Here is a 21984-nt window from a genome sequence, read left to right as displayed (position 1 = left end):
TATCGATATCAAAGAAAATTCATATTATAATCTTTCTACTAAAAACTACTTAGCGCTTTCTGCAAGCTCATATCCTCTTACAAACAATAGAGTCATATAAGAAACAATAAATGAGAAGATGCTGTACATGCCAACCCAAAAGAAGAATTTTGGAGTGAAGGCGATAACACCTATTATTAAAAAACTAGCAAACGTTACAATCGGCATTACGTAATACGTTTTCGTCTTGCGTGTTCCAATAACAGAAACGATAAAGATAAGTAATGGACAAATTAATAAGACGAAAATCAATTCATTCATAGTTATGTCCCCTTTTCTAATGGAAGTAATCTGTACCTCGTAAACGTTTTTTAAATAAATATTCTCTTAATATAACTTCGCTAACATGTAGATAATCCCTTTAGAAAGTCACTGGATTTCATAATAAAAAGCGTAAGCAAGAGAAAACTTGCTTACACTATAGAATAAACATCGCAACGATCGTGGTGACAATTAAGCCAATCACAACTGGTAAAAAGTTTCGGCGTGCGAGTTCAAATGGATCCACTTTACAAATGGCAGCGGCAGGAATAAGCGCCCAAGGAATTAAAGTCCCGCCTCCGGTCCATATGGCAGCAATTTGCCCGAGTGCTGTTAATGTAGCTGTTCCATGCCCAAGTGCTGTTCCAAAAAGATTGGCAATTGAACCAGCAAGTGATATACCAGAAAAGCCAGATCCATCTAATCCTGTTATGACACCAACGATAGTTAATGTTCCCGCCGATACGTATTGATTTAAAGGAACAGTTTGAGATAAGGCAATCCCTAAGTCGTTAATGATTCCATGTGAACCTTTCGGTAAATAGTCTCCGATAATTTTCACAAAACCGCTATCTCCTAAATAAAAGAGTGCAGCAATTGGAATAACTGGACCAAAGATTTTAAATCCAAATTGGAGCCCTTCTATAAAATAATCGGTTGTTTTATTTAGTCCATTACCTTTGTAGGCGATGAGGGAAATGATGATAATCATAATAACAGTCGTTCCGCCGATAAGTGCTGTTGCATCGCTTCCTTGTAGTTTAAATTGAATCATGCAAAGGATATCGATGATATATACGATAGGGATACATATAGCGAGCCATTTCTTTATGCGAGGAGATAATAAAATAGTAGTTTTAGATGGTTCCGTTGATGCAGGGGAGTTTTGCAAGGATAATCCTGTATCAAATTCTTTTCGTAAGAAGAAAAAAGCGACAGAAGTTGTAACAACGCCCATCACGATAACGAGGGGAACACTGGCAGAAACGACGCTGGAAACAGGAAGACCAGCCGCGTCTGCAGTTAATTTCGGTGCACCTTGAATAACGAAGTCGCCAGATAAGGCGATGCCGTGTCCGAATAAGTTCATAGCGATGGCAACCCCAATTGGAGGAAGACCGACGCGTACAGCGACGGGGAATAAAATAGCTCCCATTAAGGCGACAGCTGGAGAAGGCCAAAAAAAGAAAGAAATTGTCATCATTAAAAGGCCGATAATCCAGTAGGCGAGGGTAGGGGTACGAATCATCTTTGTAAATGGTGAAATCATCGTATCATTTATGCCAGTATGAACGAGTAGATTGCTCATTGATACGATAATAGAGATGATTAATATAGTTGGTAAAAGTTCAGTAATAGCGTAAATGAAACTTTGAAAAATACCGCTAACGGCAAGAGGGATAGAACTTGTAGCGGTTAATGCTAATAAAAAGATAAAAACGATACAAATAATCGTCGTATCTTTCCGGAGAATAAAAAAGGTAATAATAGTGAGTAAGCAAATAACATAGAGAGCGTGTAATAGCGTTAATTCAACTCCCATAACATTCACATCCTTAGGCATTCGTGTAGTTTATTGTATGAAAGCAGTGAAAGTATGTGAGTATAGGAAAAGAAAAAAAGTGAAATTTCATGTACTGTAATGGTAAGAATAAAAAATGGATGATGCAATACAATTAATCCTAAAAATGGAATTAGAGGAGGGCGTATGTGCAAAAAATTGGTTTTTGGGGATTTATTATTTCTTGTAGTCTATTAATCATTTTAAATCTATTTACAAACAATGAATGGATAAGTATCAACCCTCTTTTTGGGTTTGTTTTTATACTGTTATACCGATGGGATGACATGAAACAACATAGTAAGAAAAGCATTGGAATTATGATAGGTATCATTGTTGTTTGCTCATTTTTCATAGGGTTTATTTTAATAGAAGGACAGAAACAGATGGAGAAAATGTCTATTTTTCAAGAATGGATGTCTTCTGCAAAAGGTCTTTATATTGTAATTGTAGTTGTTATTTTTCTTAGGTTCACGATAAGAATATGGAGTTACATATTAAAGAGAGGATAGAATGGAGGTAGTAAGAATGAGAGAAAAAATAGGATATTATGGTATGCTCGTTTGTTTACTATTATCAGTTATTTCAGGGCAATTTTTAAAAAGTGAATGGGTACCAGTTATATTATGTATAGGAGTATTGATTTTTGCACCTATGTATCGCTGGAATGAATGGAAAGCATATAGTCGAAAAAAGAAAATGGTTTTCAGCATCGAATTTGTCATTATAATCAGCACAATTCCGTTTTTGTTATGGAAAGGAAATGAGATAATAGATGGAATTGTAATGTTTCAAGGGTGGTTGTTTATTGCGAAAATGCTATATTTAATATGCATTTTAATGTTGGTAGTGGTAGTCACTAAAATAATAAACGAAAAGCTATTCGTTAATGAATAAAAGAAAATGCCACCTTATTCGGTGGCATTTCCTCATTTTACTGCATGAGCTTTTTGCATCTTTTTAATTAAACGAATTTGTCCACGATGATTGATTTCATCTTCAAAAACGTGAAACCACTTAAAATAGTTATTTGCTGGTTTGTCATACCAAAAGTCTGTCGTTTTAAATAACCATTCATCAGGTAACGATTGAAAAGTCTCGATTGTTTTGGAACGTAATTCTTGTAATGTATTTATGTAAAATTCTATAGCGTTTCCTTTTATTTTCTCACGTCCAAGATCGCCTAATTCAATGCCAGGTAACCAGCGTTCTAATTCAGCCTCCGTTGGTTCACGGTCTTCAAAAGTATGAATCTGGTAGTAAAATTCAATAGCAGCCATATGATACAATAACATGCCAATTGAATTTGCTTCCTTATCATATAAATAATCAAGTTCTTCAATTGTTAAACTTTCCACTGCTTGCATTGTTGTATAGCGAGCGTAATTCATCATGGAAACAAGCTTTGAAAATTCTACATGTAAACCCTCCAATTTATCAATTACAAAATTCAATTAAAATTCCCCCTCTTTAAATGAATACTCCAGAGAAGGAATTCTATGTGCAAAAAAAGTTTTGTTTAAACCTTCATAATATTAACAAGGGATTACAATTAGTTCTCTATTTGATTTTGTAATAACGTCATAACCACCTTTGGTGATGACAATATCATCTTCAATTCTACAACCGCCCCAGTTCGGTATGTAAATGCCCGGCTCAACTGTAACAACCATACCTTCTTGTAAAGTTGTCTTGCTTTCTTAGGATAGGCGAAGTGGTTCATGTATTTCTAACCCAAGACCGTGCTCGGTAGAGTGTCCAAAGTATTGACCGTATCCATGTTCTGTAATGTAATCTCTCGTTATATCATCGATACTTTTCGCAGTTTCTCCAGGCTTAATTGCTTCAGTCCCACGCTTTAACGCTTCTCGTACAACATTGTATATTTTTTGGAATTCTTCTGATGATTCTCCGATTGCTACAGTACGAGTTATATCGGAACAATATCCATCGTAAAGTGCACCGAAATCTAATGTAACGATGTCGCCTCGCTCGATTATTTTATTTGATGCAACTCCATGAGGAAGTGAAGAACGAACGCCAGAAGCTACAATGATTTGGAATGAAGAGGATGTAGCCCCTTTTTTTCGCATGAAAAATTCCAACTCATCTCGTACATCATTTTCACTTATTCCTGGTTTTAGAAACGTAATGATGTGGTGAAATGCTTCGTCAGCAATATTAGCTGCGATTTTCATTGTTTCTATTTCCGGCATGTCTTTAATAATACGAATATTTTCGATGATTTCGCACACTTGAACCATTTCCACATGTACGCATTTTTGTAAGTTTTTATATTGTTGCAATGTCATGTTGTTCTCTTCAATTCCGAGTTTTTGAATGTTTAATTTTGATACTTGATTTGCAATTTCTTTTTCTAAATTTCCTGTATGCATAATAATTTCTGCATCTTTTATTTGTGATTTCGCTTGATCTACATAGCGAAAATCAGTTATAAAAACAGCTTTATCCGCAGAGATTAAGACGACGCCAGCACTACCTGTAAAGCCTGTTGCATATTGGCGATTTTCTTTTTTGGTAATGAGTAACCCGTCAATTTCATAGTTTTGTAGTTGATTTTGGATTTTATTAATTTTTAAAGTCATGTTAATTCCCCCTATTCACAGTATTTAATAAAGCAAATAGTGTGCCAAAATGTATATTTGAAGAAAGGATAGTAGGGAAAACATATATTTTAAGGGAGATAAGAAAATAGCCCGCCATTTGTGGGAGACGGTTTGTTTATGAAATTCAGATTGCTTCAATAAATAGCAGGGGGATGAAAAAATATTGATTGGAGTTACACTTGTACTTTATTTACATGCTTTAAAAAATTTATACAAATGTAAAATGACACTGTCAATTTTTTTGACAATATGGAATGGATATAGCAACTAAATTGAAAATAAATAAAAAATGCGTTGCTTATAAGCAACGCATTTTTTATTTACGCTTTTAATTTCATTACAATATCAGCATCTGGTGTTACATATACGGTTTGCTGATTGTCGTACGTAACAAAACCAAGTTTTGCACCACTCGGTTTTTTGACATGGCGTATTTTGGTGAAATCAACAGGTACAGAGCTAGACTCTTTCGCTTTACTGTAATACGCAGCAATTTTGGCAGCTTCTAGTAAAGTTTCTTCAGCAGGCTCTAAAGAACGAATGACAACGTGAGAGCCAGGTATGTCTTTCGTATGTAACCAAATTTCATCACGGCGGGCAAACTTCGTTGTTAAATAATCATTTTGTTTATTGTTTTTACCAACGAAAATCTCTGTACCATCACTTGCTAAATATTTATCTAATACTGGTTTAGTAGGTTTTTTCTTTGTGTTTTTCTTTTTGCGATTGCGCACATAACCTTCTTCAGCTAATTCTTCACGAATTTCTTCAATATCTTTTGAAGAAGCAGCTTCCATTTGTTGAAGTAAGCTATCAAAATAAAGAATTTCTTCATTTGTTTTTTCGATTTGTTCTTCTACAATAACAACTGAATTTTTCGCTTTTTGGTACTTTTGGAAATAGCGTTGCGCATTGTCAGATGGTGTTTTTAAAGGATCTAATGTAATTTTTACAGTTCCGCTATTTTCGTCGTAATAGTTAACGACTTCAATATCTTTATCCCCTTTTTTCAAAGCGTACATATTGGCTGTAAGTAGTTCTCCAAATAGTTGATATTTATCTGCCTTTCCGGCATCTTGCAGTGTTTTTTCGAGTTTAATGAGTTTTTTCTCGTTTTTATTTTTTTCGTTTTGCATAAAGCGTTCTAAATCATGAGCTTGTTGTTTTACACGATCACGTTCTGCTTTGCCAAAGAAGAAACGATCTAACAATTCGCTCACTGATGAGAATGTTTTTTCTTCTCCTTGCAAGTGTGTAAGAGGGAAAAGATAAAAGAATTCTTTTCCATTTGCAGTAATCATTGCTGGTGTATATGCATGAGATAGTAATGGTGTTTGTATAGAGAAAAATGCTTCTGATAATGCTTTCTCATTTACCATACCGGCTTTCTTTACTACTTCTTTTGCAAATAATGGGGATATTCCCATGAAAGCCCCGACGAGTTGTTTATCCATATTTCCAGATAGAAAGTCTAGCGGTCTAATAAAATCATCTGCGGTTTCAATTTGCAGAGGATTGATTTTATGTTGGGCTGGTGGCGCGACGTACTCAGCACCAGCATATACAGTTCGGTGACGGTTTACGGCTAATGAAACGTGTTTTAAGCTATCTAAAATCACGTTTGTTTTCGTATCTAATAAGATAATGTTGCTATGTCTTCCCATTATTTCAATTACTAATGTTTTTAATGATTCGTCTCCGATTTCATTACGACTGCGAACTGTAATTTGGATAATCCGTTCTAAGTCGATTTGTTCAATTTTTTCAATAAATCCACCTTCTAAATGTTTACGAAGAAGCATACAAAACATCGGCGGTATTGCTGGCGAATCGTAGTTTTGATTCGTTAAGTGCATACGCGCATATGTAGGATGAGATGAAAGAATTAGTTTTTGGTTCTTTCCATTCGCTCGAATATGTAATAAAATCTCGTATTTTGAAGGTTGGTATATTTTGGAAATCCTTCCCGTGTAAAGAGAATTTTCAATTTCATGTGTAATCGCTCTTGTAAATAATCCATCGAATGCCATTAATGAACACTCCTTTCTAACTAAAAGTTAATTATAGCATTTTTTTGGACGAGGCTGAATAAGCTTTCAATAGAGTATGTCTGGAATCAGGAGGTCGATGGCAGGATGAACTGGTATGGAATGCGAGCACATGAAGTGGAAGAAAGAACGAATACGAATGTAAAGGTTGGACTTACGGAGAAAGAAGCAGAAGGGCGAATTAAGAAATTTGGTACAAATGAATTAGAAGAAGCAAAAAGGCCTTCTGCACTAATGGTATTTTTAGCGCAATTTAAAGATTTCATGGTACTCGTTTTGTTTGGAGCAACAATTGTTTCTGCGTTTTTAGGTGAATACATTGATTCTATTGCTATTGTTGCCATTGTTATTATCAATGGTATTCTCGGCTTTTTTCAAGAAAGAAAAGCTGAAAAATCATTGGAAGCTTTAAAGGAACTAGCTGCTCCACAAGTTACTGTAATGCGGAATGGAAAGTGGGTAAAAGCACCATCTAAAGCACTTGTTTTAGGTGATATTATTAAGTTTTCCAGTGGTGATCGTATTGGGGCTGATGTGCGTCTTGTTGAGGCATCAAGTTTATATATTGAAGAGTCTGCTTTGACAGGGGAGTCCGTACCTGTGCAAAAGAAGGTAGAAGCATTGCAAGGGCAAGAGGTTGCAATTGGTGATCAAAAAAATATGGCTTTTATGGGGACAATGATTACGCGAGGATCTGGAACAGGTGTCGTTGTAGCAACTGGTATGAATACAGCGATGGGTCAAATTGCAAATATGTTACAAAATGCAGAGCAAATGGAAACACCACTGCAAAGAAGGTTAGAACAGCTCGGAAAAATATTAATTATTGTAGCTCTTATTTTGACAGCGCTCGTTGTATTGGCTGGTGTGTATCAAGGGAATGAAGTATATCATATGTTTTTAGCTGGCGTATCGCTAGCTGTTGCGGCTATTCCAGAAGGGTTGCCAGCAATTGTTACAGTAGCTTTATCACTTGGTGTACAGCGTATGATAAAAAAGAGAGCAATTGTACGAAAGTTACCAGCCGTAGAAACGTTAGGTTGTGCTTCCGTTATATGTTCTGATAAAACGGGGACAATGACGCAAAACAAAATGATGGTAACACATATGTGGTCAGGCGGAGAATTGTGGAAAGTGACAGGGCAAGGATATGAACCTAATGGCTCTTTTATGAAAGGTGAAATAGAAGTGAATCCAGCTAAGACAAAAGCACTTTATCAGCTACTTACATTTGGTTCACTATGTAACAATGCAAATATTATTCAAAAGAAAAAGGCGTACGTATTAGATGGAGATCCAACAGAGGGAGCGCTTGTAGCTGCAGCAATGAAAGCTGGGATTACACGTGAGGCATTGAAAGGGAAATTTGAAATTATTCGTGAATTTCCATTTGATTCAACTCGAAAAATGATGAGTGTTATTGTACGAGATCGAGAGGGGAAGAAGTTTATTGTTACGAAGGGAGCACCGGACGTTCTTTTGCAAATGAGTCAAACGATTTTATGGGGGGATAAGCAGCAGCCGTTAAGTGAGTTATATAGAAGAGAAGTACAGGCGGCTATTCATAGCTTAGGTAGTCAAGCGCTTCGAACAATTGCAGTTGCGTTTAAACCTTTAAAAGTCACGGATTCTATTGAACATGAAAGAGACGTTGAAAAAGATTTTATGTTGGTTGGGATACAAGGTATGATTGACCCGCCAAGGCCAGAAGTGGCGCAGGCGGTAAAAGAGTGTAAAGAAGCTGGTATTCGAACGGTAATGATTACAGGTGATCATAAAGTGACAGCAATGGCGATTGCTGAACAATTAGGAGTTTTGCCACCAGATGGACGCGTTGTTGAAGGCGTAGAACTCGCGAATATGGATGTGGAGGAATTAGAAAATGTTGTAGAAGATACGTATGTATTCGCTCGTGTATCACCTGAGCATAAATTAAAAATTGTTAAGGCACTGCAAAATCAAGGACATATAGTAGCCATGACAGGCGATGGAGTGAACGATGCTCCAGCTATAAAAACAGCGGATATTGGGATAGCGATGGGAATTACAGGGACAGATGTTGCGAAAGAGGCCTCTTCACTTGTTTTACTAGACGATAATTTTGCTACAATTAAATCAGCAATTAAAGAAGGAAGAAATATATACGAGAACATACGTAAGTTTATTCGCTACTTATTGGCGTCAAACGTTGGAGAAATTTTAGTCATGTTATTTGCGATGTTACTTGCATTACCACTGCCGATGGTTCCTATTCAAATTTTATGGGTGAACTTAGTTACTGATGGTTTACCAGCGATGGCATTAGGTTTGGATAAGGCGGAAGGAGATGTGATGAAGAGAACGCCGCGCCACCCGAAAGAAGGGGTATTCGCTAGAGGGCTTGCGTGGAAAATAATAAGTCGAGGGTTTTTAATTGGGGCAGTGACGTTAGTAGCGTTTATTATTGCGTATAACCAACATCCAAATGAACTGAAATATGCACAAACTGTAGCGTTCGCGACGTTGGTACTTGCTCAGCTTATTCATGTATTTGATTGTCGTAGTGAGCATTCTGTCTTTCACCGCAATCCATTTGGGAACGTGTATTTAGTAGGGGCGGTTATCATTTCGTTACTACTCATGCTAGTGGTTATATATTATCCACCGTTACAACCGATCTTTAGCACAATGCCGATACAAGCAAGAGATTGGTTATTAATTGGAGGTTTGTCATCAATTCCGACTTTCTTACTAGTAGGTTCTTTATTAACAGGGAAAAAGGCGAAAAAGAAAAAGCCAATGTTATATAAGAAGGGATTAAACTTGAAATAGTCAATGTTATGAAAATGTGATATAATTTACAGAAGGTAGTAGAGCCTTGTCTCTATTACCTTTTTCATTGAGTTATTTTATGGCTTGGATGTGATAAAAATGATTTCTAGTATGACAGGGTTTGGAAGATCGAAAGTAGAAAGTGATACTTTTCAAATTACAGTAGAAATGAAATCGGTGAACCACCGTTTTTTAGAGATGAGTATTCGACTTCCTAAGCAAATGATGGTATTTGAGGACAAAATTCGTAAAATAATTGCACAGCAAGTTCGACGTGGACGCATTGAGGTGTCTATTAGTATAGCAGGTGAAGGACTTGTTGAAAGAAAATTAAGTGTGAATTGGTCACTTCTTGAGCAGTACCAATCGATGATGGAAGATATAAAAGGAAAGTTTCAATTACAAGATTCTATTACACTCGAGCAATTAATGGCAATGCCAGAAGTAACAGCAATTGAAGAAATAGAAAATGTAAATGAACATTTTGAGAACAGTTTATATGAGGCTGTTCGTCAAGCTGCTCATATGTTGAAAACGATGAGAGATGGCGAAGGAGAACGATTACATAAAGATATAGCGTATCGTTTACAAGAGATTAGCAATTGTGTAAATGCAATTATTCCACATGCACCAATTGTTACACAAAAATATCGTGAACGATTAGAAAATCGCTTAAAAGAATTACATAATCAAGAGTTAGATGAACAAAGATTGCTAACAGAAGTCGCAATCTTTGCAGAGCGTTGTGATATTCATGAAGAGTTAGTTCGTTTGCAAAGTCATTTAGAGCAATTTCATGAAACATTGCAGATTGAAGAGCCTGTTGGAAGAAAAATGGATTTCATCGTGCAAGAGATGCATAGAGAAATTAATACGATTGGTTCTAAGGCAAATGACTTAACAATTTCAAAATATGTTGTAGAAATGAAAAATAACCTTGAAAAAATTCGTGAACAAGTACAAAATATTGAGTAGCTTTCAAAAAATATATAAAGTTATACGTGGTGGAGAAATCGGATAGACTTACTAGGAGGCGCAAACTATGGCCATGCGGTTTTTAAATATTGGATACGGAAATATTGTATCTGCTCATCGAATTATTGCTATTGTAAGTCCGGAGTCAGCTCCTATTAAACGAACAGTACAGGAAGCACGCGAACATAATGCTTTGCTTGATGCTACGTATGGGAGAAAAACAAGGGCGGTTATTGTTATGGATGATGGGCATGTTGTATTAAGTCCAATTCAACCAGAGACGATTGCACATCGTTTGAATAATAAAGAAGATTTAAGTGAGGAAGGGTAGGTTTTACATATTTATGAGAAGTAGAAGAGGATTGCTCATCGTTCTTTCAGGGCCTTCTGGGGTTGGAAAAGGAACGGTTCGTAAAGAGCTGTTTAGCCATGAGGATACACGTTTTCAGTACTCTATTTCAGTAACGACACGTAAGCCGCGTGAAGGTGAAGTAGATGGTGTGGATTATTTCTTTAAAGAAAGAGAAGAATTCGAGGAAATGATTCGTAATGAAAGATTACTTGAGTGGGCTGAGTTCGTAGGTAATTATTACGGAACACCGATTGACTATGTTGAAAAAACATTACAAGAAGGAAAAGATGTATTCTTAGAAATTGAAGTGCAAGGAGCAATTCAAGTTAAGAAAGCTTTCCCAGAAGGTGTATTTATTTTCTTAGCACCTCCAAGTTTATCTGAACTAAAGAGCCGTATTGTCGGCCGTGGTACAGAGACTGAAGATGTTATTGAAAATCGTTTAACTGTAGCGAAAGAAGAAATCGAGATGATGGACGCTTACGACTATGTAGTAGAAAACGATCAAGTTGAATTAGCTTGTGATAGAATTAAAGCAATTGTGGTTGGCGAACATTGCCGCCGCGAAAGGGTAGCAAAATATTATAAAGAAATGACGGAGGGTCTATAATTATGTTAAATCCATCAATTGACTCATTACTACAAAAAATCGATTCTAAATACACACTAGTAACAGTGGCTGCAAAGCGTGCACGTGAAATGCAACTTGCTAATAACTGTGTTGTAGAGCAACCGGTTTCTCATAAGTGTGTAGGTAAAGCATTAGAAGAAATCGATGCGGAAGTATTAAGCTACGTACCAAGTGAAGATAAAGTTGCTGAATAAGCCTTTGCCTTCGACAAAATAAAACATAGACTTTATAATTTTCTATGTAACGGTAACAACCTATTTACAAGTAGGTTGTTATTTTTTTACGAAAGGAATGAAATATTGGTACTGACGAGCTGGGAATTCTATTTCAGTATTATAAGTTTGAAAAAGAAAGAGGACGAGTCATATGCTAAAAGGGAAAAAGATACTTCTATGTGTAACAGGAGGCATTGCGGTTTTTAAAGCAGCTGCGTTAACGAGTAAATTGACACAATCTGGCGCGATTGTAAAAGTAATGATGAGTGAGTCGGCAATGAAGTTTGTTACGCCTCTTACATTCCAAGCACTTTCTCGCCATGATGTATATACGGATACATTTGATGAGAAAGACTCGGCTGTTATTGCTCATATTGATTTAGCAGATTGGGCGGATGTTGTACTTGTCGCACCTGCTACTGCCAATTGTATTGGAAAGTTAGCTGGTGGTATTGCAGATGATATGATTACAACTACTTTGTTAGCTACTGCAGCTCCGGTATGGATTGCGCCTGCTATGAATGTGCATATGTATGAAAATAAAATTGTTCAAAAAAATATGATGACATTGAAAACGCTAGGATATACGTTTATTGAGCCTGGGGAAGGCTTTTTAGCATGTGGATATGTAGCAAAGGGACGACTAGAAGAACCTGAAGCGATTATCGCACGGTTAGAGGAAGCTTTCTCAGAACACAAACCATTGCAGGGAAAAAGAATATTAATAACTGCTGGCCCAACACGTGAAAAGGTTGATCCAGTTCGTTTTATGACGAATTTTTCTTCTGGAAAAATGGGGTATGCGATTGCAGAAGTGGCGGCGAATTTAGGCGCTGATGTTATACTCGTTTCAGGACCGACAGCATTAAATCCACCGTTACATGTAACGACAGTGCAAGTGGAATCTGCACAAGATATGTTAGAAGCAGTTCTTCAACATTATCAAAACGTAGACGTTGTCATTAAAACAGCAGCAGTTGCAGATTATCGTCCGAAATATGTTCATGATAATAAAATGAAAAAGCAAAATGGTGATGCTGTCATTGAACTCGAAAGAACGGTGGATATTTTAAAAACGTTAGGTCAGAAAAAGGATAAACAGTTACTTATCGGTTTTGCTGCTGAAACGACAAATGTAGAGGAATATGCAACGAAAAAACTACGTGAGAAAAATGCAGATATGATTGTCGCGAATGATGTAAAAGCGCAAGGAGCTGGATTTGGCACGGATACGAATATTGTAACGATGTATAGAAAAGATGGAAAAGTTATTGAGTTGCCACTTTTAATGAAAAAAGAGGTAGCTCGTGAAATATTAAAGCAAATTGAAATGATGTTAGAAGATGATCGTTTATGAAATTTGCAAGTGTAATTGTTGATGTACCTGCCCGTCAGACAGATCGACCATTTGATTACATTATCCCTAAAAAATGGGAAGATATTGTACAGACAGGAATGCGGGTAGTAGTTCCGTTTGGGCCAAGAAAATTGCAAGGTTTTATTATTGGGATTAAAGATTCGGTGGATGTAGAAAGTAAGAAGTTAAAGATGATCCATGAAATATTAGATGTAACACCGGTTTTAAATGATGAATTATTAAAACTTGGATATTGGCTTACAAGTGAAACGTTATGCTACATGATTTCAGCTTTTCAAGTGATGCTTCCAACTGCGATAAAAGCAACGTATAAAAAACGTCTACAACTTTGTAAACAGGAAGAAATAGCACCTGAAATACTATATTTATTTCAGGATAAAGAAGCAATTGATTTTGAAGTAATCGAGCAACAGCCACATTTATACCGGACTATTCAACAAGAAATTAAAAATGGTACGGTTGAAGTCGTTTATCAAGTGAAAGATAAAGTACAAAAGAAGAAGCAAAGAGTTGTTCAGCCGGAGTTGCCAGAAGATAAATTAGAATTAGCGGCATTTGAACTGAAAAGTAAAAAACAACAAGATGTACTCTATTATTTTGTGGAAAATTATAAAAGTGTACCGTTGAAAGTAATTACAGAAGAGTTACAAATAACAGATGCTCCAATAAAAGCACTTGTTAAAAAGGGATTCATTTCAGAAAAGTATGTGGAAGTATACCGAAATCCGTATGACGATGATGGTTTTGAACAAACGAAACCATTGCCACTTACGGAGGAACAAAAACAAGTTATTACACCGATTTTATCATCAATTACAAATGAAACTTATAATCCATTTTTACTATATGGTGTTACAGGAAGTGGAAAGACAGAAGTATATTTACAATCTATAGCAGCAGTGCTCGAGAAAGGAAAAGAAGCTATCGTTCTTGTTCCTGAAATTGCACTAACACCCCAAATGGTGGATCGTTTTAAAGGTAGGTTTGGCTCGCAAGTTGCAGTTCTTCATAGTGCGTTGTCTGTTGGAGAAAAGTATGACGAGTGGCGTAAGATTTTAAGAAAAGAAGTGAAAGTTGTAGTTGGTGCGCGTTCAGCCGTTTTTGCGCCTTTTGAGAATTTAGGGATTATTATTATTGATGAAGAGCATGAATCAAGTTACAAACAAGAAGATAATCCAAGGTATCATGCAAGAGATGTGGCTGTCTGGAGAGGGCAATACCATAAATGTCCTATCGTTCTTGGTAGTGCGACACCAACACTTGAATCGTTTGCAAGGGCGAAAAAAGGTGTTTATGAACTACTAACAATGGAAAAACGTATGAATGAACAAGCTTTACCAACGGTAGAGATTGTTGACATGCGAGAAGAACTTCGTGACGGGAATCGATCAATGTTTTCTAAGGCGCTGCATGAAAAAATAGCAGATCGATTAGAAAAGAAAGAACAGATGGTACTCTTCTTAAATAGAAGAGGTCATTCTACATTTGTTATGTGCCGTGATTGTGGGTATGTTGTACAATGTCCGCATTGTGATATTTCATTGACATATCATAAAATGAATCATCGTTTAAAATGTCATTATTGTAGTTACGAAGAAAATATGCCAACTGAGTGTCCAGCTTGTCAAAGTACATACATTCGTTTCTTTGGTACAGGTACACAAAAGGTAGAAGAAGAAATTACAAAACTATTTCCAGAGGCGCGAGTCATTCGAATGGATGTAGATACGACAAGTCGAAAAGGAATGCATGAAAAATTATTAAAGGCGTTTGGGGAAGAAAAAGCAGATATATTACTTGGAACACAAATGATTGCTAAAGGATTAGATTTTCCGAAAGTAACGCTTGTTGGGGTTTTAACTGCAGATACGATGCTTCACTTACCTGATTTTCGTGCAAGTGAAAAGACATATCAGTTATTGACGCAAGTAAGTGGACGAGCGGGTAGACATGAATTGCCAGGGGAAGTTGTGATTCAAACGTATACGCCAGAACATTACAGTATAGAGTTAGCGAAGAACCAACAATATGATGTGTTTTTTGACCAAGAAATGCAAATGAGACGAACAAGACAATATCCTCCATATTACTATGTTGTACTCGTAACCGTATCTCATCCTGAATTATTAAAAGCGGTACAAGTGACGGAAAAAATTGCCTCGTATTTACGAACGCATTGCTCGCAGCAAACAATGGTGTTAGGACCAGTTGCTTCAGCAATTCCAAGGATAAAAGATAGATATCGTTATCAATGCATGATAAAATACAAACGGGAACCAAACTTAAAGAACGTGCTCAAAATGGTAAATGAACATTATCAAGCAGAAATGCAAAAAGAGCTACAAATCTCAATTGATTTTAATCCAACAATGTTAATGTAGCGGAGGGAAATATGGCAGTTTTAGAAATAGTAAAGCATCCAAATGAAGTGTTAGAAACACCATGCGAAAGAGTAATTAACTTTGATAAAAAGTTAGTGAAATTGTTGAAAGATATGCATGAAACAATGTTAATTGCGGACGGAGTCGGTTTAGCTGCGCCTCAAGTAGGTGTAAGCTTGCAAGTAGCGGTTGTTGATGTCGATGATGATACTGGGAAAATCGAGTTAATCAATCCATCAATATTAGAAAAACGTGGTGAACAAGTAGGTCCCGAAGGATGTTTAAGCTTCCCGGGACTTTATGGTGAAGTAGAACGTGCGGATTATATTAAAGTAAGAGCACAAAATCGCCGTGGGAAAGTATTTTTATTAGAAGCGGAAGGATTTTTAGCGCGTGCAATTCAACATGAAATCGATCATTTACACGGTGTTTTATTTACATCGAAAGTGACAAGATATTATGAAGAAAACGAACTAGAATAGGTGTTAAAAGGAGCGGTTTTTAAATGATAAAAGTAGTGTTTATGGGAACACCGGACTTTTCAGTGCCGGTGCTTCGTCGTCTTATTGAAGATGGCTATGAGGTAGTAGGTGTTGTGACGCAACCTGATCGTCCAGTAGGTAGAAAAAAAGTATTAACACCTACACCTGTTAAAGTTGAAGCGGAAAAACATGGTATCCCTGTGTTACAGCCGTTAAAAATTCGTGAAAAAGATGAATATGAAAAAGTATTGGCATTAGAGCCAGATTTAATTGTAACAGCTGCATTTGGTCAGATTGTACCAAATGAAATTTTAGAAGCACCGAAGTATGGATGTATTAATGTCCACGCTTCTTTACTTCCTGAACTTCGTGGTGGTGCACCAATTCATTATGCAATTATGGAAGGTAAAGAAAAAACAGGTATTACAATTATGTATATGGTAGAAAAATTGGATGCTGGTGATATCTTAACGCAAGTGGAAGTGGAAATTGAAGAGCGTGAAACGACAGGCTCATTATTTGATAAATTAAGTGAAGCAGGAGCACATCTTCTATCTAAAACAGTACCTTTATTAATTCAAGGTAAGTTAGAACCGATTAAACAAAACGAAGAAGAAGTAACGTTTGCGTACAATATAAAACGTGAGCAAGAGAAAATTGATTGGACAAAAACAGGTGAAGAAGTATACAATCACATTCGCGGATTGAATCCATGGCCAGTTGCTTATACAACTTTAGCAGGACAAGTTGTTAAAGTATGGTGGGGAGAAAAAGTGCCTGTAACTGAACCGGCTGAAGCAGGTACGATTGTTGCGATCGAAGAAGATGGTTTTGTAGTAGCAACTAGTAATGAAACAGGTGTTAAAATTACTGAATTGCAACCTTCTGGTAAAAAGCGTATGAGTTGTTCACAATTTTTACGTGGAACAAAACCTGAAATTGGAACGAAGTTAGGAGAAAATGCATGAGACAAAATGTTCGTGAATTAGCTCTTGATGGTTTAATTCAAGTGGAAAAAAGTGGTGCATATAGCAACTTACTTTTAAATAATTTAATTGAAAAAAGTGCAATTGATAGAAAAGATATTGGTTTATTAACTGAAATTGTATATGGAACGATTCAACGTCGTGACACATTAGATTATTATTTACAGCCTTTTTTAAAAAAGAAGGTTGAGGCGTGGGTAAGAGTATTGCTTCGCTTATCTTTATATCAAATGATTTATTTAGACCGAGTGCCAGAAAGAGCGGCTATTCATGAAGCGGTTGAGATTGCAAAGCGTCGCGGGCATAAAGGAATTGCTGGTATGGTGAACGGTGTATTACGTTCGATTCAGAGAGAAGGTGTACCTTCTGTAGATGAAATCAAGGATCCAGTAGAACGGCTTGCAATTGCGATGAGTCATCCAGTTTGGCTTGTACAAGAGTGGACTTCTGCATATGGCTTAGAAACTGCAGAGAAAATGTGCGAAGTAAATATGTTACCTCCTGTACCTACAGCGCGTGTGAATGTTGATAAGGTAACGGTAGAAGAAGCGATTGAGTTGTTGGCAAGTGAAGGTATAGAAGCAAAACGTGGTGACTTGTCAGATGATGCAATTCAGATTGAAAGAGGAAATGTAGCGCATACAGAAGCGTTTAAAAAAGGATTTCTTTCTATTCAAGATGAAAGTTCTATGCTTGTAGCACGCGCTTTAGAACCAAATGAGGGAGAGACAGTTCTTGATAGTTGTGCGGCTCCTGGTGGTAAAACTACGCATATAGCTGAGCGTTTAAAGGGAACTGGTAAAGTAATGTCTCTTGATTTACATGCACACAAAGTACGTTTAATTAAACAGCAAGCAGAGCGACTTGGGTTAGAAAATGTCGAAACAAAAGCGCTAGATGCTAGAAAAGTGCAAGAGCACTTTTCAAATGAAACGTTTGATAAAATATTGGTAGATGCACCGTGTTCTGGATTTGGTGTAATTAGACGTAAGCCTGATATTAAGTTAGGAAAAGATAAAGGCGATAGTGAAAGATTATCGACGATTCAACTTGCGATACTAGAAAAAATAGCACCGTTATTAAAACAAGGCGGTCGTCTTGTTTATAGTACGTGCACAATTGAGAAAATAGAAAATGAACAAGTAATAGATAAATTTTTAAAAGAACATCCTGAATTTGAATGGGATACTACGATAAAAGAACGTATGCCAGAAAAATTAAGTCCGTATATTAATGAAGGTCAAGTACAAATTTTACCGCATTATTTTGCAACGGATGGCTTTTATATTGCTTGTTTAAGGAAGAAGGTGTAGCATCATGGAAACGACTGTAAGAAAACAAAAGAAAAATGTAGAAACGAAGAAACCATCAATTTACTCTTTACAAATTCATGAAATGCAAGATTGGTTAAAGGAACAAGGAGAACCGAAGTTCCGCGCTGGACAAATTTTTGACTGGCTATATAAAAAACGTGTAAAAAATTATGAGGATATGTCAAACCTTTCTAAAGGATTGCGTGATAAATTGTCGAATTCCTTTGATATTACTACTTTAAACACGTTAGTAAAACAAACGTCTTCGGATGGAACGATTAAATTCTTATTCCAATTATATGACGGGTATTCTATTGAAACGGTATTAATGCGACATGAATATGGAAATTCCATTTGTGTAACAACGCAAGTTGGTTGTCGTATTGGATGTACGTTCTGTGCTTCGACGCTTGGTGGACTAAAACGAAACCTAGAAGCTGGAGAAATCGTAGCGCAAGTAGTAGAAGTTCAGCGTGCGCTTGATGAAACAGAAGAACGTGTAAGTTCTCTTGTTGTTATGGGAATTGGAGAACCATTTGATAATTACGATAATTTAATGGGATTCTTACGCATCACTAACCATGAAAAAGGACTTCATATTGGTGCTAGACATATGACTGTTTCGACGAGTGGAATTATCCCGAAAATTTATAAGTTTGCTGAAGAAGAACTACAAATTAATTTTGCGATTTCATTGCATGCTCCAAACTCAGAATTACGTTCAAAATTAATGCCGATTAACCGTGCTTATAAATTACCGGATTTAATGGAAGCTATTAAATACTATGTAAATAGAACAGGGCGCCGTATTACTTTTGAATATGGATTATTTGGAGGAGAAAATGACCAAGTTGAGCACGCTGAAGAGCTTGCTGCGCTCTTAAAAGGTGTAAAATGTCATGTAAACTTAATCCCGGTAAACTACGTACCTGAACGTGATTATGTACGTACACCACGTGAGCAAATTTTCTTGTTCGAGAAAACGTTAAAAGATCGTGGAGTGAATGTAACGATTCGCCGTGAACAAGGTCATGATATTGACGCAGCCTGCGGTCAGTTGCGTGCGAAGGAGCGCAAAGAAGAGACGAGGTGACGAGATGAAAGCCGTATTTCTATCGGATAAAGGAAAAGTTCGTCAACATAATGAAGATAGTGCAGGAGTTTTTCACAATTTAGATGGAAATGTTTTAGCGGTAGTAGCAGATGGAATGGGAGGTCATCGAGCTGGTGATGTAGCTAGCTCGATGGCCATTCAATTATTCCATGATTATTGGAAGCAAACGCATAATATGAATGAACCGAAAAAAGTAGAACAATGGTTACATACTAGTGTTGGGATTATTAATGAGCGTATATATGAATACGCTCAGCAAAATGTAGAATGTAATGGTATGGGAACAACGCTTATAATAGCTGTTTGTACAACAAGTTTTGTGACGATAGGGCATATAGGAGATAGTCGTTGCTATATGGTATCAGAAGGAGAAATGACGCTTGTAACGGAAGATCATTCGCTTGTAAATGAGCTTGTGAGACATGGTGAAATTTCAAAGGAAGATGCAGAGTATCATCCGAAAAAGAATGTGTTATTAAGAGCGCTAGGAACAGAAGAAAAAGTTGGATTAGATGTTAAAACGTTGGTGCTTGAGGAAGATGATCAATTACTTCTTTGCTCTGATGGGTTATCAAACAAAGTTTCTATTGATGATATGCAACAAATTTTACAGTTAAATGAACAGCTTGAAGGTAAAGGGCAGCGTCTCATTCAATTGGCGAATGATCGCGGTGGAGAAGATAATATCACACTTGTTCTTATTGATTATGCGGGTTCGACAAACGAAAGTAGGTGAAGTGCAACGTGCTGATTGGAAAACGCTTAAATGACCGTTATAAGCTACTGAAAATGATTGGTGGTGGCGGAATGGCCAATGTATATTTAGCTCATGATGATATACTTGGCCGAGATGTAGCGGTAAAAATATTAAGACTCGACTACTCAAATAACGAAGAGTTTATTAAACGTTTCCATCGAGAAGCGCAGTCTGTTACAACGTTGTCGCATCCAAATATTGTGAATATGTATGATGTCGGAGAAGAAGATGGTATATATTATCTTGTCATGGAATATGTACCCGGGCAAACATTGAAGCAATACATAATTGAGCGAGGTATGTTACCTATAGGAGAAGCTCTTGATATTATGGAGCAGTTAACATCCGCCATGGCACACGCCCATCATTTTGAAATTGTGCATCGTGATATAAAGCCGCACAATATTTTAATTCGAGCTGATGGAATAATAAAAGTAACAGATTTTGGAATTGCGACAGCTACAAGTGCAACAACAATTACACATACAAATTCAGTACTGGGTTCAGTCCATTATTTATCACCAGAACAGGCACGTGGCGGGATAGCAAATAAACAATCGGATATTTATTCTCTTGGAATAGTTATGTTTGAATTGTTAACAGGAAGACAACCGTTTTCTGGCGAATCTGCTGTTGCTATAGCTTTAAAACATTTACAAAGTGAAATCCCATCACCAAAAAGATGGAATGAAAATATTCCGCAAAGTGTTGAAAATATTATATTAAAGGCAACTGCAAAAGATCCTTTCCATCGATATCAATCTGCCAATGCGATGAAGCGAGATATTGAAACTGCGCTATATCCAGAGAGGATAAATGAGCAACCATTTTACATACCAGAAGATATGGAAGCGACGAAAGCGATTCCGATTATTCAACAAGAACAATTATTTGAAAATGTAAGTGATGAAACGATTGTTTTAAAAGGGAGTAAGGTGGAAGAACCGATAAGAGCAGAAGCAGCGGAGTTAGATAAGAAGAAAAAACGGAGTAACAAGTGGCTTAAAGTTTTAATTTCAACATTTTTATTTTTAGCAATAGGAATAACATTAGCGCTTACGGTTATTCCAGGATTATTTATTCCGAAAGATGTGAAAGTGCCTGATGTGGCTGGTATGAAATACACGACAGCTGTAAATACGTTAGTAGAAAAGGGCTTTGAGGTGACGGAGCCTAATATTGTATATACAGATGATGTTGAAGTTGGGGATGTAATAAAAACGGAACCTGTAGCAGGAAGAGTCGTAAAAGAAAACGCTAAAATTACTATCTATCAATCAGGTGGAAAAAAGAAAAGTAAGATGGCGAATTTCACAGGGCAAAACTTTGAGAGTGTAAAAGCTGAGTTAGAAGAAAAATATAAACAAGTTACAGTAAATTATATTGAAAATGATAAGCCGAAAGGTGAAATTGTAGAGCAAATTCCGACGCCTGATCAAATGGTTATAGAAGCGGAGCAAGAACTGAAAATCTGGGTAAGTAAAGGTCCTTATCAAATTAGACCAGGTGACTTTTCGGGGTGGACTGAAAATAGTGTAACTGGTTATTTGAATGAGAGAAAACTAACGTCAGATATAAAACGAGAGTACTCAGATTCAGTCGAAAAAGGACTTGTAATTTCGCAATTTCCAAAACCAGGTACACCATTAAAAGAGGGAGATAAAGTAACTATTATTATCTCTGATGGTCAAAAGCCTAAAGTGACTAAAACGGTAAAAGTGGACAATATCTCTATCCCATATGAGCCTGCTGTAACAGGTGAAAAAAAGCCGCAAACAATAGAAATTTATAAAGAAGACATGCAGCAAAAAATGGATAGACCGGTTGAAACGAGAACAATTACTGAATCAGCGACTATTTCTTTAGAATTTGTAATTCAAGAAGGTTCAAAGGGACACTATAAAATTGTACGAGATGGAGTAACGATTATTGATAAAGAAGTACCATATCCAACTCAATAATAGTGAAAGTCTACTTATTATTATTGCCTGTTATGCTGTCTACAAAGTGGACGGTATAGCAGGCAAAAATATATGATTCAAAAAGCTAGTAA

General features: G+C 36.6%; 19 protein-coding genes and 1 pseudogene. 15 read left to right on the top strand and 5 right to left on the bottom strand.

Going from position 1 to position 21984, the window contains the following annotated elements:
- Nucleotides 1–45: 45 nt before the first annotated feature.
- Together DOS87_RS21625 and DOS87_RS21620 are read right to left on the bottom strand one after the other, a co-directional pair.
- Nucleotides 46–300 (bottom strand): YbeF family protein, encoded by a 255-nt coding sequence (locus DOS87_RS21625; protein ID WP_001003933.1) that lies wholly within the window; start codon nt 298–300, stop codon nt 46–48.
- Between the two features lie 157 nt (nt 301–457).
- Nucleotides 458–1843, bottom strand: a complete 1386-nt coding sequence (locus tag DOS87_RS21620) for a membrane protein (protein WP_000537904.1) — start codon at nt 1841–1843, stop codon at nt 458–460.
- Nucleotides 1844–2010: 167 nt separating this feature from the next.
- Here DOS87_RS21620 and DOS87_RS21615 point away from each other — a divergent pair, with 167 nt between their 5' ends.
- On the top strand, nt 2011–2373 hold the full coding sequence (locus DOS87_RS21615) for a YoqO family protein (RefSeq protein WP_001169220.1): 363 nt from the start codon (nt 2011–2013) through the stop codon (nt 2371–2373).
- 16 nt (nt 2374–2389) lie between these two features.
- The gene (locus DOS87_RS21610) at nt 2390–2758 is read left to right on the top strand and encodes a YoqO family protein (RefSeq protein WP_001208246.1); all 369 of its coding nucleotides are present in this window, start codon (nt 2390–2392) and stop codon (nt 2756–2758) included.
- A 32-nt stretch (nt 2759–2790) separates the two neighbouring features.
- Here the strand turns inward: DOS87_RS21610 and DOS87_RS21605 are convergent, their stop codons facing one another.
- The 3 genes and pseudogenes from DOS87_RS21605 to DOS87_RS21595 form a co-directional block, all read right to left on the bottom strand.
- Nucleotides 2791–3315: a DinB family protein gene (locus tag DOS87_RS21605; protein ID WP_001012054.1), complete on the bottom strand. Its 525-nt coding sequence runs from the start codon at nt 3313–3315 to the stop codon at nt 2791–2793.
- 81 nt (nt 3316–3396) lie between these two features.
- Nucleotides 3397–4467 (bottom strand): annotated as a pseudogene (locus DOS87_RS21600) (M24 family metallopeptidase).
- A gap of 341 nt (nt 4468–4808) precedes the next feature.
- On the bottom strand, nt 4809–6518 hold the full coding sequence (locus tag DOS87_RS21595) for an Rqc2 family fibronectin-binding protein (protein ID WP_000863281.1): 1710 nt from the start codon (nt 6516–6518) through the stop codon (nt 4809–4811).
- Nucleotides 6519–6623: 105 nt separating this feature from the next.
- Here DOS87_RS21595 and DOS87_RS21590 point away from each other — a divergent pair, with 105 nt between their 5' ends.
- The 13 genes from DOS87_RS21590 to pknB all read left to right on the top strand — a co-directional run bounded on the left by DOS87_RS21590 (nt 6624) and on the right by pknB (nt 21892).
- Nucleotides 6624–9347 (top strand): calcium-translocating P-type ATPase, SERCA-type, encoded by a 2724-nt coding sequence (locus DOS87_RS21590; protein ID WP_001104763.1) that lies wholly within the window; start codon nt 6624–6626, stop codon nt 9345–9347.
- Nucleotides 9348–9446: 99 nt separating this feature from the next.
- A complete protein-coding gene (locus DOS87_RS21585; RefSeq protein ID WP_000625867.1) occupies nt 9447–10322 on the top strand; it encodes a YicC/YloC family endoribonuclease in 876 nt (291 codons plus the stop codon).
- A gap of 67 nt (nt 10323–10389) precedes the next feature.
- Nucleotides 10390–10653 (top strand): extracellular matrix/biofilm regulator RemA, encoded by a 264-nt coding sequence (gene remA / locus DOS87_RS21580; RefSeq protein WP_001251456.1) that lies wholly within the window; start codon nt 10390–10392, stop codon nt 10651–10653.
- Between the two features lie 13 nt (nt 10654–10666).
- The gene (gene gmk, locus DOS87_RS21575; RefSeq protein ID WP_001257742.1) at nt 10667–11284 is read left to right on the top strand and encodes a guanylate kinase; all 618 of its coding nucleotides are present in this window, start codon (nt 10667–10669) and stop codon (nt 11282–11284) included.
- A gap of 2 nt (nt 11285–11286) precedes the next feature.
- On the top strand, nt 11287–11499 hold the full coding sequence (rpoZ, locus tag DOS87_RS21570) for a DNA-directed RNA polymerase subunit omega (RefSeq protein WP_000933962.1): 213 nt from the start codon (nt 11287–11289) through the stop codon (nt 11497–11499).
- A gap of 172 nt (nt 11500–11671) precedes the next feature.
- Nucleotides 11672–12877 (top strand): bifunctional phosphopantothenoylcysteine decarboxylase/phosphopantothenate--cysteine ligase CoaBC, encoded by a 1206-nt coding sequence (coaBC, locus tag DOS87_RS21565; protein ID WP_000911744.1) that lies wholly within the window; start codon nt 11672–11674, stop codon nt 12875–12877.
- Complete coding sequence (gene priA, locus DOS87_RS21560) at nt 12874–15279, top strand: primosomal protein N' (protein WP_098577803.1); 2406 nt, start codon at nt 12874–12876, stop codon at nt 15277–15279. Before coaBC ends, priA begins: the two co-directional genes overlap by 4 nt.
- Nucleotides 15280–15290: 11 nt before the next feature.
- Nucleotides 15291–15761: a peptide deformylase gene (gene def / locus DOS87_RS21555; RefSeq protein ID WP_000279470.1), complete on the top strand. Its 471-nt coding sequence runs from the start codon at nt 15291–15293 to the stop codon at nt 15759–15761.
- A 23-nt stretch (nt 15762–15784) separates the two neighbouring features.
- Nucleotides 15785–16729 carry a methionyl-tRNA formyltransferase gene (gene fmt / locus DOS87_RS21550; RefSeq protein ID WP_000598805.1) on the top strand — a complete coding sequence of 315 codons (945 nt, stop codon included), beginning with the start codon at nt 15785–15787 and terminating at the stop codon, nt 16727–16729.
- Nucleotides 16726–18060 (top strand): 16S rRNA (cytosine(967)-C(5))-methyltransferase RsmB, encoded by a 1335-nt coding sequence (gene rsmB, locus DOS87_RS21545; protein ID WP_001249661.1) that lies wholly within the window; start codon nt 16726–16728, stop codon nt 18058–18060. Before fmt ends, rsmB begins: the two co-directional genes overlap by 4 nt.
- A gap of 4 nt (nt 18061–18064) precedes the next feature.
- Nucleotides 18065–19153, top strand: coding sequence for a dual-specificity RNA methyltransferase RlmN (gene rlmN / locus DOS87_RS21540; protein WP_000450548.1), 1089 nt, complete (start codon nt 18065–18067; stop codon nt 19151–19153).
- Nucleotides 19154–19157: 4 nt separating this feature from the next.
- Nucleotides 19158–19910 (top strand): Stp1/IreP family PP2C-type Ser/Thr phosphatase, encoded by a 753-nt coding sequence (locus tag DOS87_RS21535; RefSeq protein ID WP_000648709.1) that lies wholly within the window; start codon nt 19158–19160, stop codon nt 19908–19910.
- A gap of 8 nt (nt 19911–19918) precedes the next feature.
- Nucleotides 19919–21892 (top strand): Stk1 family PASTA domain-containing Ser/Thr kinase, encoded by a 1974-nt coding sequence (gene pknB, locus DOS87_RS21530; RefSeq protein ID WP_000904750.1) that lies wholly within the window; start codon nt 19919–19921, stop codon nt 21890–21892.
- Nucleotides 21893–21984 lie beyond the last annotated feature (92 nt).

The organism is Bacillus sp. CR71 (assembly GCF_003429245.1).
Classification (GTDB): Bacteria; Bacillota; Bacilli; order Bacillales; family Bacillaceae_G; genus Bacillus_A; species Bacillus_A thuringiensis_S.
The sequence above is the reverse complement of the archived record's forward strand: the minus strand, read 5'-3'. Positions and strand labels throughout refer to the sequence as shown.

Coding starts and splice junctions, on each gene's coding strand:
- DOS87_RS21625 (WP_001003933.1), bottom strand. CDS start 300: ATGAATGAATTGATTTTCGTCTTATTAATTTGTCCATTACTTATCTTT.
- DOS87_RS21620 (WP_000537904.1), bottom strand. CDS start 1,843: ATGGGAGTTGAATTAACGCTATTACACGCTCTCTATGTTATTTGCTTA.
- DOS87_RS21610 (WP_001208246.1), top strand. CDS start 2,390: ATGAGAGAAAAAATAGGATATTATGGTATGCTCGTTTGTTTACTATTA.
- DOS87_RS21595 (WP_000863281.1), bottom strand. CDS start 6,518: ATGGCATTCGATGGATTATTTACAAGAGCGATTACACATGAAATTGAA.
- DOS87_RS21590 (WP_001104763.1), top strand. CDS start 6,624: ATGAACTGGTATGGAATGCGAGCACATGAAGTGGAAGAAAGAACGAAT.
- DOS87_RS21585 (WP_000625867.1), top strand. CDS start 9,447: ATGATTTCTAGTATGACAGGGTTTGGAAGATCGAAAGTAGAAAGTGAT.
- remA (WP_001251456.1), top strand. CDS start 10,390: ATGGCCATGCGGTTTTTAAATATTGGATACGGAAATATTGTATCTGCT.
- gmk (WP_001257742.1), top strand. CDS start 10,667: ATGAGAAGTAGAAGAGGATTGCTCATCGTTCTTTCAGGGCCTTCTGGG.
- rpoZ (WP_000933962.1), top strand. CDS start 11,287: ATGTTAAATCCATCAATTGACTCATTACTACAAAAAATCGATTCTAAA.
- coaBC (WP_000911744.1), top strand. CDS start 11,672: ATGCTAAAAGGGAAAAAGATACTTCTATGTGTAACAGGAGGCATTGCG.
- priA (WP_098577803.1), top strand. CDS start 12,874: ATGAAATTTGCAAGTGTAATTGTTGATGTACCTGCCCGTCAGACAGAT.
- def (WP_000279470.1), top strand. CDS start 15,291: ATGGCAGTTTTAGAAATAGTAAAGCATCCAAATGAAGTGTTAGAAACA.
- fmt (WP_000598805.1), top strand. CDS start 15,785: ATGATAAAAGTAGTGTTTATGGGAACACCGGACTTTTCAGTGCCGGTG.
- rsmB (WP_001249661.1), top strand. CDS start 16,726: ATGAGACAAAATGTTCGTGAATTAGCTCTTGATGGTTTAATTCAAGTG.
- rlmN (WP_000450548.1), top strand. CDS start 18,065: ATGGAAACGACTGTAAGAAAACAAAAGAAAAATGTAGAAACGAAGAAA.
- DOS87_RS21535 (WP_000648709.1), top strand. CDS start 19,158: ATGAAAGCCGTATTTCTATCGGATAAAGGAAAAGTTCGTCAACATAAT.